Genomic DNA, 18,699 nt, shown 5'->3' on the forward strand with positions numbered 1-18,699 from the left:
CATGACCTCGCCGACTGAATTGTTAACGCTAACATTCAGTCCCGCTTCCATCGCCCCCGCACCTCGATGGACTGGGCTCCGCGGAACGGGCAGCAACCTCCTGCACCGGGACCCAACATCCGCGGCAACCCGCGGGACCCGTCGCATCCCGTGGTCCGGGGCGCCCCGCCCAGCACTGCGACGGTGCATGCCGTGACCCCCGAGGACGGCCGCCCGCCCCCCACCCACCCTGGAGCGCAAATGACCGCCACAACCGGCCCCGGCCCCCACCCGTCGCGCCGACTGTTCCTCGGTATGGCCGCCACCGTCCCGCTGGCCCTGAGCGGCACGCTGGCCCTGGGCGCGCGGCCCGCCTACGCTGCCGACGCGGCCTACGTCATGGGCTACTTCACCGAGTCCGCGGCCTTGCTGGACGCCAACTACGGCCTGCACCTGGCCGTCAGCACCGACGGCCTGCGCTGGATGCCGCTCAACCAGAACAACCCCGTGGTGACCCCGACCGCGGGTGCGGGCGGCCTGCGTGATCCGTTCATCATGCGCAAGCAGGACGGCACCTTCGTCGTACTCGCCACTGACCTCAAGGGCTTCGACTGGGGCTACAACAGTCAGTACATCCATGTCTGGGACTCTGCGGACCTGCGCAGCCTCACGGGCTACCGACGCCTGAAGCTGCACGACATGGTCACCCACAGCTGGGCGCCCGAGTCGTTCTGGGACGCAGGCCGGGGCGCGTACGGGATCATCTACTCGTCCGTCAATGCCAGCGGCCACGGCGTGATCATGGTGAACTACACCACCGATTTCCAGACGGTGTCGTCCCCGCAGGTTTTCTTCGATCCCGGCTACGACATCATTGACGGCACTCTGGCCGTGGGCGTCAACGGCGTCAACTACCTCTACCACAAGAGGGACGAGACCCTGGTCGGCGCGCGGTCGACCACCCTCGATCCGGGCAGCTTCACCCCCTTCAGCACGGCGGCCGCTCACGGTGCCACCGAGGCGCCGACCCTGGTGAAGTCCCTGACCGCCGGATCCTGGTACCTGTGGGGCGACACCTACTCGCCGAACGGCGTCTTCTACGCCTGGCAGAGCAACGACCTCGCCGCCGGCACCTGGACCCCGCTCGACCAGCGCCTTTACACCCAGCCGCTCAACTCCAAGCACTGCACCATCGCGACGATCACCACGAGTGAGTACGACAACCTCGTGGCGAGGTGGGGCAGCCCCGCCTGGAACCGGCTGAAGTCCTACAACTACCCCGACCGTTACGTCCGTCATGCCAACTCGATCGGCCGGATCGATGTCTACCCGTTCGACCCGTACACCGAGTCGCAGTGGAAGCTCGTGCCCGGCCTGGCCGACAGCGCGGGTGTCTCCTTCCAGTCGGTGGACCTCCCGACCCGCTATCTGCGGCACTACAACTACGACCTGCGGCTGGAAGAGAACGACGGCACCGCGACCTTCGCCGCGGACGCCACGTTCCACAAGACCGCCGGACTGGCAGACTCCGCCTGGTCGTCGTTCCGATCGCACAACTTCCCGACGCGCTACATCCGGCACACCGGCTACGTCCTGCGCATCGACCCGATCTCCACCACCACGGATAAGGCCGACGCCACCTTCCACGTCGGCTACTGACGGGGGTCGGCTCGGGCCGTTGGCTTCACGGCCGTTGGGAAACGCTGGCCTGGTCCCTTCGGGGTGAACCCGAAGGGACCAGGCGGTGTCCATGGGGAGATCGACACGGACGGGCCCGTCGACCGTACGCGGTGGGGCCGGGGGGAGTCCGGTTACGGAAGGTGAACTCGGACGCGTGTCTTGACGCGCACCGCGCGGGGCTCGCTTCATGTGCCTACGAATGGGAGTGCTCCCAGAGGTCCGGTGCTTTGGTCTCCTGCCAGTAGTAGCTCCCCAGTGGGACGGTCGCGGTGCAGACACCGTCGGCGCCGGTGGTGCAGGTGGCGCCCACGGACGTGTCCGGGGCGGTGCTACCTGTCTGCAAAAGGCTGGAGATCAGCAGCGGGGTGGGGCAGCGATCGGCGCTGTCTCCTGCGGTGCGCCAGTCATCCGGTGCCCGCGGGAGCCGTGTGCGGGCCAGACGGGCTACCCCCACATCCGTGCTGGGCTGCCAGATCCGTGGGAGTCCGCCGTCACTGGCCACAGTTGATCTGCCGTGCGCGGGGGGACGTGCACCGTCCGAGCGGCTGGTGCGCATCCTGCGCATGGCGGACATTTACTCGGCGTGTGCGGGGCGTCCTTGGAAGACCTTGACCGGTCTTCCGTTCCCGTGGAGGAGTCCCCTGATGTGCTGAGCACTCCGCCTGGCCACCGTTGTCACCGCGACCGCCCGCTGCGCGGTCAGTCTTCTGCCCGCCCCGGCCGCCGAAGAGTGTGATCACTCACGTCAGTCTCGTCAACAACTCTGACAGGACGGGATTCTGATGACGCCTTAGTAACGGACAGGTTGCGGCACGGCACTTGACGGCCTCTCAGGCCCCATGGTCTTCTCCGTGAACACACCAGATGTTCGACTTTCAAATTGTTAACGCTAACAATATGTCGGAGATCCGGTGCCCCCACCCGCAGGGGTCACGTCTTGCCACAGCCTCGGACGTGTCGTGCCCGGTCCGCACACACGCACGCACGCACCGACAAGGACCGCCCCTGCCCAAGTCGCCCCTAGGAGGGTGCAGATGAACGCTCTCGGTACAGCTCCACCAAACTCGACACGGCGAGGATGGCGGCCGCGGATGGCCGCCCTGCTCTCGATGGTCTTCGTGGCCGGCTTCCTGGCGATGGTGAACCCGTCGTCCGCCTCGGCCGCCTCGGTCGACACCGGCAAGTGGTACGTACTGGTGAACCGCAACAGCGGCAAGGCGCTGGACGACTACAACTTCGCCACCGCCGACGGCTCGCCCGTCGTCCAGTGGACCCGCTCCAGCAACGAAGCCCAGCAGTGGCGCTTCCTGGACTCCGGCAGCGGCTACTACCGCCTGCAGAACCGTAACTCCGGCAAGGTCCTGGACGACTACAACTGGTCCTCGGCCGACGGCACCGACGTCGTCCAGTGGAGCGACCTCAACGCGACCAACCAGCAGTTCCGCCTCGCCGACTCCGCCGACGGCTACGTCCGCCTCCTGAACCGCCACAGCAGCAAGGCCCTCGAGGTCCAGAGCGCCTCCACCGCCGACGGCGGCAAGATCGTCCAGTACGCCGACTGGGGCGGCAGCAACCAGCAGTGGCAACTCGTCCCCGTCGCCGACGTCAGCACCGGCACGTGCGCTCTTCCGTCGACCTACCGCTGGACATCGACCGGCCCGCTGGCGGAGCCGAAGTCGGGGTGGGCCTCGCTCAAGGACTTCACCAGCGTCGTCTACAACGGCAAGCACGTCGTCTATGCCACGACGCACAACACCCTCGCGGGTAACGATGGGCGCTGGGGGTTGACGACCTTCAGCCCCTTCACGAACTGGTCCGGCATGGCCACTGCCACCCAGAACACGATTCCCTTCGATGGCATCGCGCCGACGCTGTTCTACTTCGCCCCGAAGAACCTCTGGGTGCTCGCCTACAACGGGGGTTGGCCATACGCCTTCTCCTACCGCACCTCGAGCGACCCCACCAACCCCAACGGCTGGTCCGCGCAGCAGGAGCTGTTCACGGGCACCCTCCCGAAGGGGGGCCCTCTCGACGTGACCCTCATCGGCGACGACACGAAGATGTACATGTTCTTCGCCAACGATGAGGGCGACATCTACCGGTCCAGCATGCCCATCGGCAACTTCCCGGGCAGCTTCGGTTCGTCGTCCACGAAGATCATGAGCGACACGCCGCTCAACCTGTTCGAGGCGGTCGAGGTCTACAAGGTCCAGGGTCAGAACCAGTACCTCATGATCGTCGAGGCCCAGAACTACACAGGGAGTGGTCGCTACTTCCGCTCGTTCACGGCCACCAGCCTCGACGGCACGTGGACACCGCAGGCCGACACCCTGAGCAACCCCTTCGCCGGCAAGGCCAACAGCGGCGCGACCTGGACCAACGACATCAGCCACGGCGATCTGGTCCGCACCAACCCCGACCAGACCAAGACCATCGACCCCTGCAACCTGCAGTTCCTCTACCAGGGGCGCGACCCCAGCACCGACGGCATGGACTACGGCCTCCTGCCGTACCGGCCGGGCGTGCTGACACTGCAGCGCTAGGCCGTCTCTTTCGGATCTTGCCGGTGGCGTGACACAGGGCCGGCTCCGGTGTTCCTGAGGTTCGCGGGCAACGACGTACGCCGAACCGGGTGAGCGTCACAGTGAGCGATCAGGAACGGGTGGAGTTGGAGCGGCGGGCTCGGTACAAGGCCGAGCCCGCCGTGCACGTGGAGAACCCGAATGGTGGCGGCCTCGTCATGGTCGACCACGAGACGCGGAACGTGTCGAGCCTGGTGAGTCGGTCGGTTTCGGGGTTTGTCGAGTGAGCCAAGGTCGCCGGCGTCCGAGGTGATCACCGGACGGGGGCATGGTCGTCCGGCTGGTTGATCCACACGTTGGTGGGGATGATCGGCGGGGCGGCTGGCTTGTTGACGAACCGTTCAGGGTTGCGCTGGTGGACGGCGGTCAGGACGTCGGCGCGGGCGGCGACCATCCGGACGACGGTGTAGCGGCGGTAGATGGGCTTCGGATCCTGTGCTGGTTTGGTGCTGGTTCAGGCGCCATGTCTACCGAGAAACCGCAGGTGGTAGCTCTGATCGGATGAGTTGTCGTACGAACTTCCGTCGAGAACCGAGGGCAAGACGTGGCGGATTTCGGATTTCGGGTTCGGCGCCGGCGTCCGGTGGCTGGAGCGCCTCGTCGATGACCGTGGTCCGGCCGGCGAAGGCGCGTTGCCGCTGCCAGTGGGCATTGACCTGGTGGAGTGTGATCGACACGAGTCAGGACCGGAAGCTCTCCGGAGCACGCAGGGCAGGCAGGTCGCGCACCACGCGAGGCAGGGTTTCCTGAACGACGTCGTCGACGTCGGCAGGTCCGCTCAGCGCCCGCCCGACGATGTTGTAGAGCAACGGCAGGTACGCGGCGATCAGCTTCTCGCGCGCCCGATCGTCACCGCCCTGTGCCGCGACGACCAGCCGCGCGTGGTCCGCATCCACGAGCCTCATTCCCATGCCGTCTCACCTTGTACGCCCCGGCACGGTCTCATCGTGCCGGGGTGAATCCGCCCCAGACCGAGAGGGCGCCGCGGGGACCGTTGGCATCGACGCGGTAGCCGTCGTGCTCGGCCTCGCGTGCGCCGGTGGCGTGGTTGTACTGGCCGGCGAAGACATGCTGCCCGGCCGGTACCGTGCGGCCCGGCTTGAGGATCCAGCGGTAGACCACTGCCCCGGCCTCGTTCTGCACGGTGACGGTGAAATCCTCGGCCGGCAGCGTCCGCCAGTTGCCGGTGCTCTGCACGGCGCCGGTCTGCGTGATGCGCAGTTCCACGGTGAGTGCGGTGAGCGGCTGCGTGGACTTGAGGGTGATGTTGCTCTGCGCCCAGAAGCTGTTGCTGTTCGCGCCCAAGGCGCCGGACGACGACAGAGGCCCGTCCTGGACGTGCGCGCTGCCGGGCGGCGTCGAGCCCGCGGGGCTTGACGCCGAAGGGCTGGGGCCCGTCGAGGACGAACGGTCCGGCGTGGTCGGGCGGCCGGTGGCGGGCGCCGACGGTGTCGGCCGGGGCTTCCCGGACGGGGGCGACGGCGCTGCGGGGGTGGCCGAGACCTCCGGCCGGGCCGGCGGTGACTGGACGATGGCGGCGACGGCGAAACCACCGACCGCCAGAGTGCCGACCGCGGTGAGGGAAGCGAGCGCGACCCTGGGCCAGGGCCTCGCGCCGGACCGCTGGCGGTGGCGGGCGGGGGCGCCGGACATGCCGCGCTCCACGCGTGCCAGGATCCGGGCGCGGTCGGGCTGGTGGGCCTCGGCGGCTGCGCGCAGCCGCTCGGCGAGCTCCTCGTTCAACGACTCCTCCTCCCCGTCAGAAGTTCCGCGGCTGATCCCGTGCTGTCCAGCATCCGTTCCAGTTCGGCCATCCCCTTCGAGGTCTGGCTCTTTACCGTACCGACCGATATCCCGAGCGCCAGCGCGGTGTCCTTCTCCGACAGGTCGAAGGCGTGCCGCAGGACCACGCACGTCCGCTTCCGGAACGGCAACCGGGCGAGAGCCGTCCGCACGTCCACCACGGCGGCCACGTCCGGACCGTCCAACGGCTCCGCGCCACGGGACCAGAACAGGGCGTTCCGGCGGCGCTCACGCACCGTGCTGCGGATCCGTGACCGTGCCAGGTTGGCGACCACGCCACGGGCGTACGCGAGGGGGTGCTCGGCCTGGCGCAGCCGGTCCCAGCGCTGCCACAGTGCGGTCAGGGCGTCCGCGGCCAGATCGTCGGCGCCGTCCGCCTCTCCCGTCAGGAGATGGGCGAACCGGGCGAGTTCCGCGTAGTGGCGTTCGAAGAAGTCGTGGAACTCCGCGGACGCGTCATCGAGGACCATGTCCGACGGTCGCCCCTTTCGCAAATGTGTGCGCTAACATCCGGGCGGCAGCGTATCAGCGCCCGGTACGGCCACCCGCCGCCGTGTGGTTTCAGTGCGGGGCGAACTGGACCCGAGTCGGTTGTGCGACGTCCGGGAGCAGCGCGGTGCCCTCGACCGTCAGCTGTTCCCCGTAGATGTCGGTGATCCTCATCGCGCCGCCGCACCCGCTGCCGTCGGCGGAGAGGAAGTAGTTGTAATCGGTACGGGGCAGCTTGCGCCAGCCCGCGGCGGTGCGTACCTCCAGCCCAGCGACCGGATTGCGGTGGCCGATCACCTGGATGGCGCACCAGTAGCGGCTGGACCCGGTCTTGTACCGGATGGAGAGCGCCCCGGAGCTCTGGGGGCTCAGCAGGCTCCAGGTGATCGGGATGCGGCCGAGCTTGGGGTCGGCCAGTTTCGCGAAGGCCTCTTGGCTGAGGTCCAGTTGTCCAGGCGCGCAGGGCAGCGGGCATTCGTTGGTGATCCGGACCGTGATCGAAGCGCCGTTCGCCGCGCGGACGCGCACGTACGCGCCGCACGCCCTGGACGACTCGTAGTCGGTGGTGTTCATCGCCGCGACCATGAGGTCGTCGCTGGGGCCGAACAGGCAGGCGCCGTTGCCGTCGCCGGCGGCGTAGGAGGTGGCGACGCCCTTGTAGCTGGCCCCGGGCTGGATGCGTCCTGCCGACGGCGCCGGGGTGGACGCCGCCGGTGGGGTCTGCTTCGCCGAAGGCTGTGGTGTCTGCGCGGTGGCCGTCGCGCCGACCGCGCTCGGGGTTGCCGAGGCGGACGGGCGGTCCGCCGGGGACGGGCTCGTCGGAGCCGAGGACGTGGCCCCCGCCAGGGTGGCGGCGGGGGCGGCCACGTCGGCCGGGGCCCCGGCCCGGGCCTTGGGGCCGGGGAGCATGGCCGTCACCAGGCAGAAGAGGACGCCCGCGGCGGTCAGTATCACTGCCGTCCCCAGCATCAGCCTGTTTCTGCGCCTGCGCTGCCGCGCGGCTTGCCGTGCAGTCTGCATGTCCGTCCGTTCCAAGATTCGAGTCGAGGTGCACTGCCTGGTCGCCGCAGGACGCGAAAAGGTTGCCGCCGTTTTGGAAAGGGCGTGCGGCGGGTCCTTCGGGGCGGCCGGGCAGCGGTGTCCCGCACCGGTCCGCTCACTGAGCGGGGGAGTGCGGGGAAACGGGCTGCGCGGCACGGATGCCGCGCGGAGAAGCTCCGAGCGCGCGGCGACAAGCCTTGTTGAACGCCTGGAGGTCGGGAATGCCGACCGATGCGGCGACGGCGGGGACGGAGAGGGTGGTGGCCTGCAGGAAGTGGCGCGCCCGTTCCATCCGCCGGGCCCGGATGTAGCCGACGACCGTCTCCCCCGTCGCGGCGCGGAAGAGCCGCGTCAGGTGGTTGTGGGAGACACCCGCGGCCGACGCGATGTCCGGCACCGTCAGAGGCTGCCCCAGCCGCGCCTCGATCAGGGCCACGGCGGCCGTAACCGCCGGATGGGCGGCCTGTGTGTTCCGCTCCCTCGCGGGCGCGAGCTGGGCGACCCGCCACAGGGCGGCCCACACTTCGGCCGCGGCCCGTGCCGGGGTGTTCGGCCAGGCTGCCAGTGCCTGCCGCAACTGGGCGTTCAGCCAAGTGAGTTCGGGGCCCGCGTGCTGGATCACCGGAATGCTGTGTGGAGTTCCGGCCGAGCCCAGGTGGAGGTGGACGTAGAGGTGTGAGGACCGGCCCCGGTAGCGGTAGCGGACCTCGGCGCCGGGCGGTACGAGGCTGACCCGGCCGGGGCGGATCGCGTACTCCGTGCCGTCAACCGTCAAGTCGGCCTCGTAGTCGTACAGATGGAGCTGCCAGAGGTCCGGCAGGGAGAACACGTCCACGTGGCCGGCCGGGCCGTGCACGCCGATGCCGACGGCGGCGAGAGTGGGCGGCTCGTCAAGGTGGGCGAGGGTCGTGTGCATGGTCACCTTTCCTGACGGCGCGTCGGTGAGCCGTTCCATGACCACCACCCTCCCACCCCGCGTGCCGGGCAGGTGGTGAGAATCGACCAGCGGAGGGTGAACGCGGCCCACACGGCGCGCGGCCGCCGGGCCTAGCGTGGCTGCCGTGGAGAACACGCGAGAACTACTCGATTCGGTGCGGATGGCGCGGTTCGTGGCACGCGGGTCGCTGCGACTGGACGCGGTGGTCCCGGCGGAGATGAACACCGAGGGCCTGGCGGTACTGGCCGACGGGGTGCCGCTGGTGCCGTACGGGACCCCGCTGTCCGAGGCCTACGCGAAGGGATCCTTCGTCCGCCGGCTGCTGGAAGTTCCGCAGGTGGCGGGAGCCCTGCACAGCCTCGTGGGCCCGGAGCCGTGGGTGGACCACCACTTCGTGCACACCCGCGAGCCCCACGGCGGCGAGGCGCAGCCGCTGCACGGGGACGCCGTCATCGACGTCCGGCCGGACGCGTTCGACGTGCAGCTGATGTACTTTCCGCAGGCGGTGACGCTGGAGATGGGCGGAACGCTCACCGTGCCGGGCAGCCACCTCCGGCGGATCAACGAGTCCGACACCGGCCGCTACCAGAACCTGCGCGGCCAGGACCGGCTGGTCTGCCCGGCCGGGACCGTGGTGTTTCTGCACCACGGCCTCTGGCACGGGGGCCGGCGCAACGACAGCGACGTGATGCGCTACATGTTCAAGATCCGCTTCAATCCCAGGGTGCGCCAACAGCGCCTGTGGAACACCTCGGATGTCGAAGACCCGCAGGTGGCAGCCGAGTTGGACACCATGTTCCCGTGGTACGAGGGGGCGACCGGCCGGCTGGAGCGGTACAACCGCATCCTGCTGTGGCGGGTGCTGACCGGCGACGACCACTTCGACCTCGACCACTGGGTGACCAGGGTCTCCAACCGCCCCGCGGAGGTACAGGAATGACGACCGAAGCAATCCTCCCCGAGCGGGAGGCGGAAGGCGCCGCGCCGGTGCTGCGGCAGCAGGTGCTGGTCCTGTACTTGGCCACCTCGGCGCTGGACTCCCACGTCGTGGGCTGGTCGCTGTACGACGGCACGGGCCGCACCTCACCGACCACGGGCGACAGCGACGAGCCACCGTACGAGTCAGGGGTGGCGGCGCTCAGGGCGGGCTGGCGCATGATCCAGGCCGCGCAGCTGATCCCGCCCTACCCGGGCCATGAGTACGACGTCTCCTTCCTCAAGCACGAGTTCTTCTTCGAGCGGATCGTCGACGCGAGGGCGGAGCCGCGGGAGCCGGGGCCCCAGTAGACGAGGCACCCCTCCTCGTGCGAGCGGCGGCGGCGCCGAGCCGAGGAGGGGCAGGGGTGGGGTAGCGGCAGAGGAAGGAGGGAGGTCAGCCCCCGGCCTTGCGCTTGTTGTAGACGTCGAAGCCGACGGCCGCCATCAGTACCAGGCCCTTGATCACCTGCTGGTAGTCGGTGCCCACGCCGACCAGCGACATGCCGTTGTTCAGCACGCCCAGGACCAGGCCTCCGGTGAGCGCACCGAGGACGGTACCCACACCGCCGCTCGCGGAGGCGCCGCCGATGAAGGCCGCGGCGATCGCCTCCAACTCGAAGTTGATGCCGGCCTGCGGAGTACCGGCGTTGAGCCGCGCGGCGAAGACCATCCCGGCCAGGGCCGCGAGGACGCCCATGTTCACGAAGGCCAGGAAGACGACCCGCTTGCTCTTCACGCCGGACAGCCGCGCCGCGGCCTCGTTGCCGCCGATGGCGTAGGTGTGCCGGCCGAGGATCGAGTTGCGCATCACGTACCCGAAGCCGACCAGCAGGACGCCGAGGATCAGCAGGACGATCGGCACGCCGTGGTAGCTGGCCAGCAGCAGCGTGAAGGCCACCACGGCCGCGGTGATCGCGCCGAGCTTCACCAGGAACAGTCCGGTGGGGAGCGGTTCCAGCCCGTACGAGGCGGCCCGCCGCCGTCCGCGCACCTCCTGGAGTATCGCGACGGCCAGCACCACGAGGCCCAGCAGGAGGGTGAGGTTGTGGTAGTTGGTGTGGGGGCCGACGGCGGGGAGGAAGCCGCTGCTGATGTTCTGGAAGCCCTTGGGGAACGGCGCCACCGACTGGCCCTGGAGGAGGATCTGGGTCCCACCGCGGAACAGCAGCATGCCGGCCAGCGTCACGATGAACGAGGGGATCCCGAGATAGGCGATCCAAAAGCCCTGCCAGGCTCCCGCGAGGGCCCCGATCAGCAGCGCGGCCACCAGCGCCACGGGCCACGGCGCGTGGTGTTTGACCATCATCACCGCGGCGGCCGCCCCGACGAAGGCGGCGAGCGACCCGACCGACAGGTCGATGTGGCCGGCGATGATGACGATCATCATGCCGATGGCCAGGATGAGGATGTAGCTGTTCTGCTGGATCAGGTTGGTGATGTTGAGCGGCTGGAGCAGGATGCCGTCCGTCCAGAACTGGAACAGCAGCACGATCAGCGCCAGCGCGAGCAGCATCCCGTACTGGCGCAGGTTGCCGCGCAGCGCTCGGGCCAGTACGGCACCGGCCGACGCGCGCCGGGCGGTCTGCGGTGTGCTGGGCGTGGTCTCTGGGGTCGTCTTGGTCTGGGCCATGCCTCACACCTGCTTGTCGGGGTATGCCGCGCTCATGGTCATGAGCCGCATGAGGGATTCCTGGGTGGCTTCCGCGCGGTCGACCTCACCGGTGATCCGGCCTTCGGCCATGGTGTAGATCCGGTCGCACAGGCCCAGGAGTTCGGGGAGTTCGGAGGAGATGACGAGTACCGTCTTGCCCTGGGCGGCGAGTTCGGCGATGACGGTGTAGATCTCCGCCTTGGCGCCGATGTCGATGCCCCGGGTGGGCTCGTCGAGGATCAGCACCTCCGGCTCGGCGAAGATCCACTTGCTGAGGACGACCTTCTGCTGGTTGCCGCCGCTGAGCTTGCCGGTCTCCGCGAACACCGAGGGGGCCTTGATGTTCATGGTCCGCCGGAACGATTCGGCGATCCGGGCCTCCTCGTGCCGATCGACCCAGCCCCGCCGGGCGACCTTGCCGAGGGCGCTCAGCGAGATGTTCCGGCTGATGTCGTCGCCCAGGTTGAGGCCGAGCTGCTTGCGGTCCTCGGTCACGTACGCGATGCCGTGCCCGATCGCCTCCGGCACCGTCCGGGTACGGATCTCCCGGCCGTCCAGCCGCACCCGGCCGCCGGTCCACCGCCCGTACGAGCGGCCGAAGACGCTCATGGCCAGTTCGGTGCGGCCGGCGCCCATGAGGCCGGCGATGCCGACGATCTCGCCCCGACGGACGTTGAGCGAGACGCCGTCGACCACCTTGCGCCGGTGGTCGATCGGGTGCTGGACGCTCCAGTCCTCGATCTCGAAGGCGACTTCGCCGATCTCGGGTGCGCGCTCGGGGTAGCGGTGTTCCAGGTCGCGGCCGACCATGCCACGGATGATCCGCTCCTCGGAGATGCCCTCGGGACCGATCGCGATGGTCTCGATGGTCCGCCCGTCGCGCAGGATGGTGACGGAGTCGGCGACCCGGGCGATCTCGTTCAGCTTGTGCGAGATGAGGATGCAGGAGATCCCCTGGGCCTTGAGTTCGAGGATCAGGTCGAGCAGCTTGCGGCTGTCCTCGTCGTTCAGGGCGGCCGTCGGCTCGTCCAGGATGAGCAGCTTGACCTTCTTGGCGAGCGCCTTGGCGATCTCGACCAACTGCTGCTTGCCCACGCCGAGATCGGCGATCCTGGTGTGCGGGCTCTCGTCGAGCCCGACCTGCCGGATCAGCGCGGCGGCGTGGGTCAGCGTCTTGTGCCAGTTGATGACGCCCCGAGTGGCGTGCTCGTTGCCGAGGAAGATGTTCTCGGCGATGGACAGGTAGGGCACCAGCGCGAGTTCCTGGTGGATGATCACGATGCCGCGCTGCTCGCTGGCCCGGATGTCCCGGAACCGGCAGGGCTCGCCCTCGAAGTAGATCTCGCCCTCGTAGCCGCCGTGGGGATAGACCCCGCTGAGCACCTTCATCAGCGTGGACTTGCCGGCGCCGTTCTCGCCGCAGATGGCGTGCACCTCACCGGCGGCGACGGTCAGGTTGACCTCGGAGAGGGCCTTGACACCGGGAAACGTCTTGCTGATCGACCGCATCTCGAGAACGGGTCGGGCCATGGTTGTGCATCCGTATCGTCGGGGCGGTGCGGCGCCGGGCGGTCTCCCCGGCGTCGCACCGCCGTTTCGTCGTCGCCGGACCCGTCGGTCGGGCTCCGCGGGCTACTTCAGCTGGTCCGCGGTGTACTGGCCGCTGTCCACCAGGACCTTCTGGTAGTTCTCCTTGTCGACGCTGACCGGCTGGAGCAGCTGCGCCGGCACGATCTTGACGCCGTTGTCGTACTGGCTGGTGTCGTTGACCTCGGGCTTGCCGCCGGTCAGCAGCGCGTCGCCCATCTGTACGGCGGCCTTGGCCAGTTGGCGGGTGTCCTTGTATACGGTCTGGGTCTGCTCACCCGCGATGATCGACTTCACCGACGCCAGCTCGCCGTCCTGGCCCGTGACGACGGGCAGCGGCTGGCCGGCTCCGTAGCCGACGCCCTTGAGCGAGGAGATGATGCCGATCGAGATGCCGTCGTACGGCGAGAGCACGGCGTCGACGCGGGCGGCGGTGTACGACTTGCTCAGCAGGTTGTCCATCCGGGACTGGGCGAGACCGCCGTCCCAGCGCAGTGTGGCGATCTGGTTGAGGGAGGTCTGGCCGCTCTGCACGACCAGCTTCTTGTCGTCGATGTACGGCTTGAGGACGCTCATCGCGCCGTTGTAGAAGAACGCGGCGTTGTTGTCGTCCGGCGAGCCGGCGAACAGCTCGACGTTGAAGGGGCCCTTGCCGTCCTTGACGCCGAGCTTGTCGACGATGTAACTGCCCTGGAGGACACCGACCTTGTAGTTGTCGAAGGTCGCGTAGTAGTCGACGTTCTTCGTGCCGCGGATCAGCCGGTCGTAGGAGATCACGGGGACGTGGGCGTCGGCGGCCTTCTGCAGCACGTTCGTGAGCGAGGAACCGTCGATGGCGGCGATCACCAGCAGCTTGGCCCCCTTGGTGATCATGTTCTCCACCTGGGAGACCTGGTTCTCCACGACGTTGTCGCCGTACTGGAGGTCGGTCTTGTAACCCTTGGCCTGGAACTCCTTGACCATGTTGTTGCCGTCGTTGATCCAGCGCTCCGACGACTTGGTCGGCATCGCGATGCCGATGAGGCCGCCCTTGGCGTCCCCGCCGGTCCCGCCGGCCCCGGCGTCGCCCGTTCCGTTGGCGCTCTGGCCGCAGGCTGCCAGCGACAGCGTCAGGCCCAGGGTGACAAGGCCCGCTGAAAGCTTCCGCACAGTTCCTCCAGTGATGTTCCGCGACCGGCACAGTGCGACCCGGCTGGGAGAACCGGAAGCGGTCGAGCGGGGCCGGCCGGGAGTCGTTCCCCGCGCTGTTGCGAAGTTCAGGTTTGCAGTGGCTCCGGCCTGGCGATACCTGAGTGTTAACGCTCACAAGTGTGTCGTCAAGGGTCTGTTCAGATCACCATTGGGCAACATCGCCGCAGGCGGGCAGCCTCCTCGCCGGAGCGGCTCCATGGCGGGACGTCCGGGCAGGTCGACCACGGGCGGCTTCCGCGGTTTCTGCGGCTTTGTCGAGTGCGGTGACTGGCGTACGGGGGCCGGGTGTCGGGCGGGATTGCGGATCGCCGGACTGGGAGACGTCCCGCCGTCTTCTGTGCCGACGACGACACGGTGCTCGGTCTGCTGGGGGCGCGCCCCGCGCAAGTCCGGCCCGCTCGATTCCGGGAGGCGTCGGCTCGCCGGATTCGGCGACATTGTTGAGCCCGCCTGCCCCGCTGTGTCCGTGGCCGCTGTGCGGCAGGGCTTCGGCGAGCTCGGCCGCCGGGCCCTGGAAACCGCTCGTCGAGGGGTCGGGGGCGGCTTGTACACCCGCATCCCCGCCTGGCGATCTTGCCCGAGATGGCAGCGCGGGCCCGGGTGTCGGCCTTGAGCTGGCGCCGTCGGGCCGGGGGGTCGGCCGCTGAGTCGGCCGAGGCTCTCCGCCGGGCCGGTCGCACTTGGGCGAGGCTTCCATGGGTTCCTTGACAGGAAGATTGTGAGCGCTAACAATTTGCCTTCATGGAGAGAGGTGGCGCATCAACTCCACAGGAACCGATGCCGGTTTCCCGTGCGAGGGATGAGGGAGTGCACGGAGAGAAGTGGATCTCCCGCTACGGCAGGTCCGCCCCTCGGCTCGGCGATCCGCGCCGCCGTTGGCCCGGGGCGCACCCCCGGATGTGGGCTATCCGCGGCGGTGGCCTTGGGGTGGGTGTCTCCTCCCCGCGTTCGCGGTGAGGACCTGTTGGCCATCGGGTCGAGTGGGGTCTCTCGCGACGGGCCGGCGCCTCAGGGCAGGATCCCCGTGGGCCTCGATGGGGACGTCGTCGAAGGCGGCCATGCGCCCTCCTCGCCTCCGGCGGCCCCGCGCACGCCGACGTCTACTGCCCGCTCCCCGGAACTCCTGGTGACCGGATGCCGATGCCGATGCCGAATCCGACGCCGCCATCCGCCGGGTCGCCAAGGAGCTGCGCTCGAACCAGGCCCACCGCCGACCGGCCGGGGGGTGTGCATTCGTCCTCCAGTGCGTGGCGAAGCCCCGTACGTCGGCGGATCCGTGCGCGTCTCGACGGCGTGCCGCTGGGTGCTGAGGGCCGGTCCGAGCGGCGGACGTACGGGTGGTCGTGCACGGCCGGCACCGTTTCTCGCCGGCGGTGAGGCCCCCAAGCCGCCGGTCGCGGTCGGGTCGCCGGAGGACGTCAGCGGACCGCCGGGGCGGCGTGCGGAGGGGGAGGTCCGTGGCCGGGTCGCGCCGGCCCCGTGGAAAGACACGCCTGTGCTCGCCGGGAGGCCCGTGGGGCCCGGCTCGTGGCGCGCTCGGGCCCCGCCGCCGGGTCGGCGTGGCCGGGCGAGGGCCGAGCGCGAGGTGTCCACCGGACCGGGCCTACGCCGCCGGCAGGTCGAGCCACGAGTTCTCGGGGAGGCGTAGCCTCAGGGCGGCTGTCGAAGCGCTTGGACGCCGTCCAGCGCGCGAACGACGCGTTCCGAGTTCAGCAGGAACGCGGACCAAAGCAAAACTGGTTTCACCAGGGACGGTTGACAGTGGCAGTGGTTCATGTCAGCGTCGAAGCGCTTCGACAAAAGATCGTAACGCCCAACCTGCCTAGGGGTTGTTCACGTGAGTTCCCTGTCCGCGCCCGCAGCCGGTGCGCCTCCTTTCCGCAATCCGGAGCTACCGCTGCGCAAGCGTGTCGACGACCTGCTCGAACGGCTCACGCTCGACGAGCGGCTCGCGATGCTGCACCAGTGCGTACCGGCCGTCCCGCGCCTCGGCGTCGGCTCCTTCCGAACCGGCAGCGAGGCCCTGCACGGGGTCTCGTGGATGGGGGTGGCGACCGTTTTCCCGCAGGCCGTAGGCCTCGGCGCCACCTGGGACGAGGGCCTGGTGCGCCGGGTCGCCGAGGCGGTCTCGATCGAACTGCGCGCCTTCCACCTCCACCGCCCGCCCGTCGTCGGCAGCGCTCCCCACAGCCTCCAGGCCTGGGCGCCCGTGCTGAACCTGCTGCGCGACCCGCGCTGGGGGCGCAACGAGGAGGGGTACTCCGAGGACCCGGTGCACACCAGCCGCCTCGGGGAGGCGTTCTGCCGGGGACTGTCCGGCGACCACCCGACCTACCTGCGGGTGGCCCCGGTGCTCAAGCACTTCCTCGCCTACAACAACGAGGACGACCGGTGCACCACCTCCTCCGGGCTGCGACCGCGCGTGCTGCACGAGTACGACCTGGCCGCCTTCCGCCCCGTCATCGCATCCGGCGCCGCGACCGGCGCCATGGCCGCCTACAACCTCGTCAACGGCCGTCCCTGCCATGTGAGCCCGCTCATCGAGTCGGAGCTGCGCCGCTGGGCGGAGCCGACCGGCCACGAGCTGTTCGTGGTCAGCGACGCCGAAGCCCCGTCCAATCTGGTCGACCTCGAGGAGTACTTCGACGACCACGCCGAGTCCCACGCGGCGGCGCTCAAGGCGGGCATCGACAGCTTCACCGACCACGGCGAGGACAGCGCGACGCCGGTCGGCCGACTGCGCGAGGCCCTGGAGCGCGGCCTGATCGACGGGGCCGACGTGAACCGCGCCGTCCGGCGTCAGCTGGAGCTCCGCTTCCGGCTCGGTGAGTTCGACCCGGAACTGGACCCCTACGCCGGTATCGGGCCCGAGGTCATCGACTGCGCCGAGCACCGCGAGCTGGCGCGGCGCGCCGCGACCGAGTCGGTGGTGCTGCTCAAGAACGACGGCCTGCTGCCGCTCGACGCGGCGCGGACACCACGGATCGCCGTCATCGGCCCGCTCGCCGACACGCTGTGCGAGGACTGGTACAGCGGCACCCCGCCCTACGAGGTCGGCGTCGCCGCGGGACTCTCCGAGGCGCTCGGCGTCCACGGCGGCGAGGTGGTCTGCGAGGAGGGCGCCGACCGGATCGCGCTGCGCTCCCGGACCACCGGGGAACCGCTCGGCAAGACCGCCTTCGACGTGGCCGACTGGGGCAGCGGCGTACTGACCCTGCGCGCCGCCGACACCGGCCGCTACCTGAGCCTCAAGGGCGACGACTCGCTGGCGGCCGACCAGGAGGTGCTCAAGAGCTGGGAGATCCACGAGACCTTCCGGCTCGAACCGGCCGAGGGCGTAGACGTGGTGCTGCGCTCCGTCCTCACCGGACGCTACGCCGCCGTGGACCCGGCCGACGGCCGGGTGAGCGTCACCGCCTTGACCGCGGACGTCGCCGAGCGCTGGCAGCGGGAGCTGCTGCGCGACGGCGCGGCCGAGGCGCGGGCGGCCGCCGAGACGGCCGACGTGGTGGTCGTCGTCCTCGGCAACCACCCGATGGTGGGCGGCCGCGAGACCGAGGACCGCGCGGGCATCGACCTGCCCGGGACTCAGGACGCGCTGCTGCGCACGGTCGCGGCCGTCTGCCCCGAGACGGTGCTGGTGGTGATGAGTAGCTACCCGTACGCCGTCGACTGGGCACAGGAGCACCTGCCCGCCGTGGTGTGGACCTCCCACGCCGGGCAGGAGACGGGCCATGCACTGGCCGCGGTGCTGCTCGGGGAGGCCGAGCCCGCCGGCCGCCTGCCGCAGACCTGGTACCGGGGCGGGGACCCGTTGCCGGATCCGCTCGACTACGACGTGATCAAGGCCGGCTGGACTTACCAGTACCACGGGGCCGCGCCCCTCTATCCCTTCGGCCACGGGCTGTCCTACACCGACTTCGCCTACGGCGGCCTCGGCCTGTCGCATCCGTCGATCGGCCCGGACGGTTGGCTCGACGTCACGGTAAGCCTGGCCAACACCGGCCGGCGGGCGGGCAGCGAGGTGGTCCAGCTCTACGTCCGCGCGCTGGACGCCCGTTACGAGGCCCCCCGGCAGCACCTCGCCGACTTCCGCAAGGTCCGCCTGGAGCCGGGCGAGGGCCGGGAGTTGAGGTTCTCGCTCCCGGCCGACCGGCTCGCCCACTGGTCCACCGCGACCGGCGCCTTCACCGTCGACCCCGGCGTGTACGAGATCACCGCCGGCCGCTCCGCCGAGAACCCGGTCCTCACCGCACGGCTCACGGTGACCGGACCGGCCCCCGAGCCCCGCGTGGTCGTCGGCCGGCGAACCCTGACCGTCGACTTCGACGACCACGCGGACATCACCATCGTCGACGCCGCCCGCGCCGGCGGTGACGCGGTGACTCCGGCAGATCCGGCGCGGCCCGCGACGCTCCTCTTCCGCGACGCCGATCTCTCCGGGGCGGTCCGGGTGGAGGCCGAGACCGCCCTCGAGGACTCGGGTTCCGGGCAGGCGCGGTTGGAATTCCGGGCCGGTGAGCGACTGTTGGCCGAGATCGCGGTTCCCGCAACCGGCAACCGCTACACGTGGACGACCGTCGCGGCCGAACTCGCCGCTCCCCTGGACGGCGTCCACGACCTGCGGCTGACCCTGCACGGCGGCTTCCGTCTGGCCGCCTTCGGCTTCACCGCGTCCAGCGAGAACGGCTGAGGCCCGCACCCCCGCGAGACCGGCGGCCCGCCACAGGGGGGCGGGCCGCCACCCCTTCCCGTACCACCCCTTCCCGTACCACCCCTTT

The 18,699-nt window shown here is 69.7% G+C and carries 15 protein-coding genes; 6 read left to right on the forward strand and 9 right to left on the reverse strand.

Features of this window, described 5'->3' with window-relative positions:
• The first annotated feature begins 240 nt into the window (after positions 1–240).
• The 3 genes from OG490_RS36180 (at position 241) to OG490_RS36190 (ending at position 4,468) form a co-directional block, all read left to right on the forward strand.
• A complete protein-coding gene (locus tag OG490_RS36180; protein ID WP_330300502.1) occupies positions 241–1,638 on the forward strand; it encodes a glycoside hydrolase family 43 protein in 1,398 nt (465 codons plus the stop codon).
• A gap of 1,112 nt (positions 1,639–2,750) precedes the next feature.
• Positions 2,751–4,202: a non-reducing end alpha-L-arabinofuranosidase family hydrolase gene (locus OG490_RS36185; RefSeq protein WP_330300503.1), complete on the forward strand. Its 1,452-nt coding sequence runs from the start codon at positions 2,751–2,753 to the stop codon at positions 4,200–4,202.
• An 89-nt stretch (positions 4,203–4,291) separates the two neighbouring features.
• Positions 4,292–4,468: a hypothetical protein gene (locus tag OG490_RS36190; RefSeq protein WP_330300504.1), complete on the forward strand. Its 177-nt coding sequence runs from the start codon at positions 4,292–4,294 to the stop codon at positions 4,466–4,468.
• A gap of 26 nt (positions 4,469–4,494) precedes the next feature.
• Here OG490_RS36190 and OG490_RS36195 read toward each other — a convergent pair whose 3' ends face one another.
• From OG490_RS36195 to OG490_RS36220, 6 genes are all read right to left on the reverse strand, one after another.
• Positions 4,495–4,635, reverse strand: a complete 141-nt coding sequence (locus OG490_RS36195) for a hypothetical protein (protein ID WP_330300505.1) — start codon at positions 4,633–4,635, stop codon at positions 4,495–4,497.
• Between the two features lie 286 nt (positions 4,636–4,921).
• Entirely contained in the window at positions 4,922–5,152 is a 231-nt protein-coding gene (locus tag OG490_RS36200) for an RNA polymerase sigma factor (RefSeq protein ID WP_330300506.1), read from the reverse strand.
• 31 nt (positions 5,153–5,183) lie between these two features.
• Positions 5,184–5,984 carry a hypothetical protein gene (locus OG490_RS36205; RefSeq protein ID WP_330300507.1) on the reverse strand — a complete coding sequence of 267 codons (801 nt, stop codon included), beginning with the start codon at positions 5,982–5,984 and terminating at the stop codon, positions 5,184–5,186.
• Positions 5,981–6,514, reverse strand: coding sequence for a SigE family RNA polymerase sigma factor (locus OG490_RS36210; RefSeq protein WP_330300508.1), 534 nt, complete (start codon positions 6,512–6,514; stop codon positions 5,981–5,983). The genes OG490_RS36205 and OG490_RS36210 overlap by 4 nt, the downstream gene beginning before the upstream one ends.
• 91 nt (positions 6,515–6,605) lie before the next feature.
• Positions 6,606–7,502, reverse strand: a complete 897-nt coding sequence (locus tag OG490_RS36215; protein ID WP_330300509.1) for an expansin EXLX1 family cellulose-binding protein — start codon at positions 7,500–7,502, stop codon at positions 6,606–6,608.
• 187 nt (positions 7,503–7,689) lie between these two features.
• A complete protein-coding gene (locus tag OG490_RS36220) occupies positions 7,690–8,529 on the reverse strand; it encodes a helix-turn-helix transcriptional regulator (protein WP_330300510.1) in 840 nt (279 codons plus the stop codon).
• Positions 8,530–8,671: 142 nt separating this feature from the next.
• Between OG490_RS36220 and OG490_RS36225 the strand changes: the two genes are divergently transcribed.
• On the forward strand, positions 8,672–9,451 hold the full coding sequence (locus tag OG490_RS36225; protein ID WP_443066008.1) for a phytanoyl-CoA dioxygenase family protein: 780 nt from the start codon (positions 8,672–8,674) through the stop codon (positions 9,449–9,451).
• Entirely contained in the window at positions 9,448–9,798 is a 351-nt protein-coding gene (locus tag OG490_RS36230) for a hypothetical protein (RefSeq protein ID WP_330300512.1), read from the forward strand. The genes OG490_RS36225 and OG490_RS36230 overlap by 4 nt, the downstream gene beginning before the upstream one ends.
• An 85-nt stretch (positions 9,799–9,883) precedes the next feature.
• Here the strand turns inward: OG490_RS36230 and mmsB are convergent, their stop codons facing one another.
• From mmsB to chvE, 3 genes are all read right to left on the reverse strand, one after another.
• On the reverse strand, positions 9,884–11,119 hold the full coding sequence (gene mmsB / locus OG490_RS36235; protein WP_330300513.1) for a multiple monosaccharide ABC transporter permease: 1,236 nt from the start codon (positions 11,117–11,119) through the stop codon (positions 9,884–9,886).
• Between the two features lie 3 nt (positions 11,120–11,122).
• On the reverse strand, positions 11,123–12,670 hold the full coding sequence (gene mmsA, locus OG490_RS36240; protein ID WP_330300514.1) for a multiple monosaccharide ABC transporter ATP-binding protein: 1,548 nt from the start codon (positions 12,668–12,670) through the stop codon (positions 11,123–11,125).
• A 102-nt stretch (positions 12,671–12,772) separates the two neighbouring features.
• Entirely contained in the window at positions 12,773–13,876 is a 1,104-nt protein-coding gene (chvE, locus tag OG490_RS36245; RefSeq protein WP_330300515.1) for a multiple monosaccharide ABC transporter substrate-binding protein, read from the reverse strand.
• A 1,888-nt stretch (positions 13,877–15,764) separates the two neighbouring features.
• Here chvE and OG490_RS36250 point away from each other — a divergent pair.
• Complete coding sequence (locus OG490_RS36250; RefSeq protein ID WP_443066009.1) at positions 15,765–18,611, forward strand: glycoside hydrolase family 3 C-terminal domain-containing protein; 2,847 nt, start codon at positions 15,765–15,767, stop codon at positions 18,609–18,611.
• The last annotated feature ends 88 nt before the right edge of the window (positions 18,612–18,699 follow it).

The organism is Streptomyces sp. NBC_00503 (genome assembly GCF_036346895.1).
Classification (GTDB): Bacteria; Actinomycetota; Actinomycetes; order Streptomycetales; family Streptomycetaceae; genus Streptomyces.

Excerpts from the sequence above, each read along its gene's own strand:
- OG490_RS36180 (WP_330300502.1), top strand. The coding sequence starts at position 241 with ATGACCGCCACAACCGGCCCCGGCCCCCACCCGTCGCGCCGACTGTTC.
- OG490_RS36185 (WP_330300503.1), top strand. The coding sequence starts at position 2,751 with ATGGCCGCCCTGCTCTCGATGGTCTTCGTGGCCGGCTTCCTGGCGATG.
- OG490_RS36195 (WP_330300505.1), bottom strand. The coding sequence starts at position 4,635 with ATGGTCGCCGCCCGCGCCGACGTCCTGACCGCCGTCCACCAGCGCAAC.
- OG490_RS36200 (WP_330300506.1), bottom strand. The coding sequence starts at position 5,152 with ATGGGAATGAGGCTCGTGGATGCGGACCACGCGCGGCTGGTCGTCGCG.
- OG490_RS36210 (WP_330300508.1), bottom strand. The coding sequence starts at position 6,514 with ATGGTCCTCGATGACGCGTCCGCGGAGTTCCACGACTTCTTCGAACGC.
- OG490_RS36215 (WP_330300509.1), bottom strand. The coding sequence starts at position 7,502 with ATGCTGGGGACGGCAGTGATACTGACCGCCGCGGGCGTCCTCTTCTGC.
- OG490_RS36220 (WP_330300510.1), bottom strand. The coding sequence starts at position 8,529 with ATGGAACGGCTCACCGACGCGCCGTCAGGAAAGGTGACCATGCACACG.
- OG490_RS36225 (WP_443066008.1), top strand. The coding sequence starts at position 8,672 with ATGGCGCGGTTCGTGGCACGCGGGTCGCTGCGACTGGACGCGGTGGTC.
- OG490_RS36230 (WP_330300512.1), top strand. The coding sequence starts at position 9,448 with ATGACGACCGAAGCAATCCTCCCCGAGCGGGAGGCGGAAGGCGCCGCG.
- mmsB (WP_330300513.1), bottom strand. The coding sequence starts at position 11,119 with ATGGCCCAGACCAAGACGACCCCAGAGACCACGCCCAGCACACCGCAG.
- mmsA (WP_330300514.1), bottom strand. The coding sequence starts at position 12,670 with ATGGCCCGACCCGTTCTCGAGATGCGGTCGATCAGCAAGACGTTTCCC.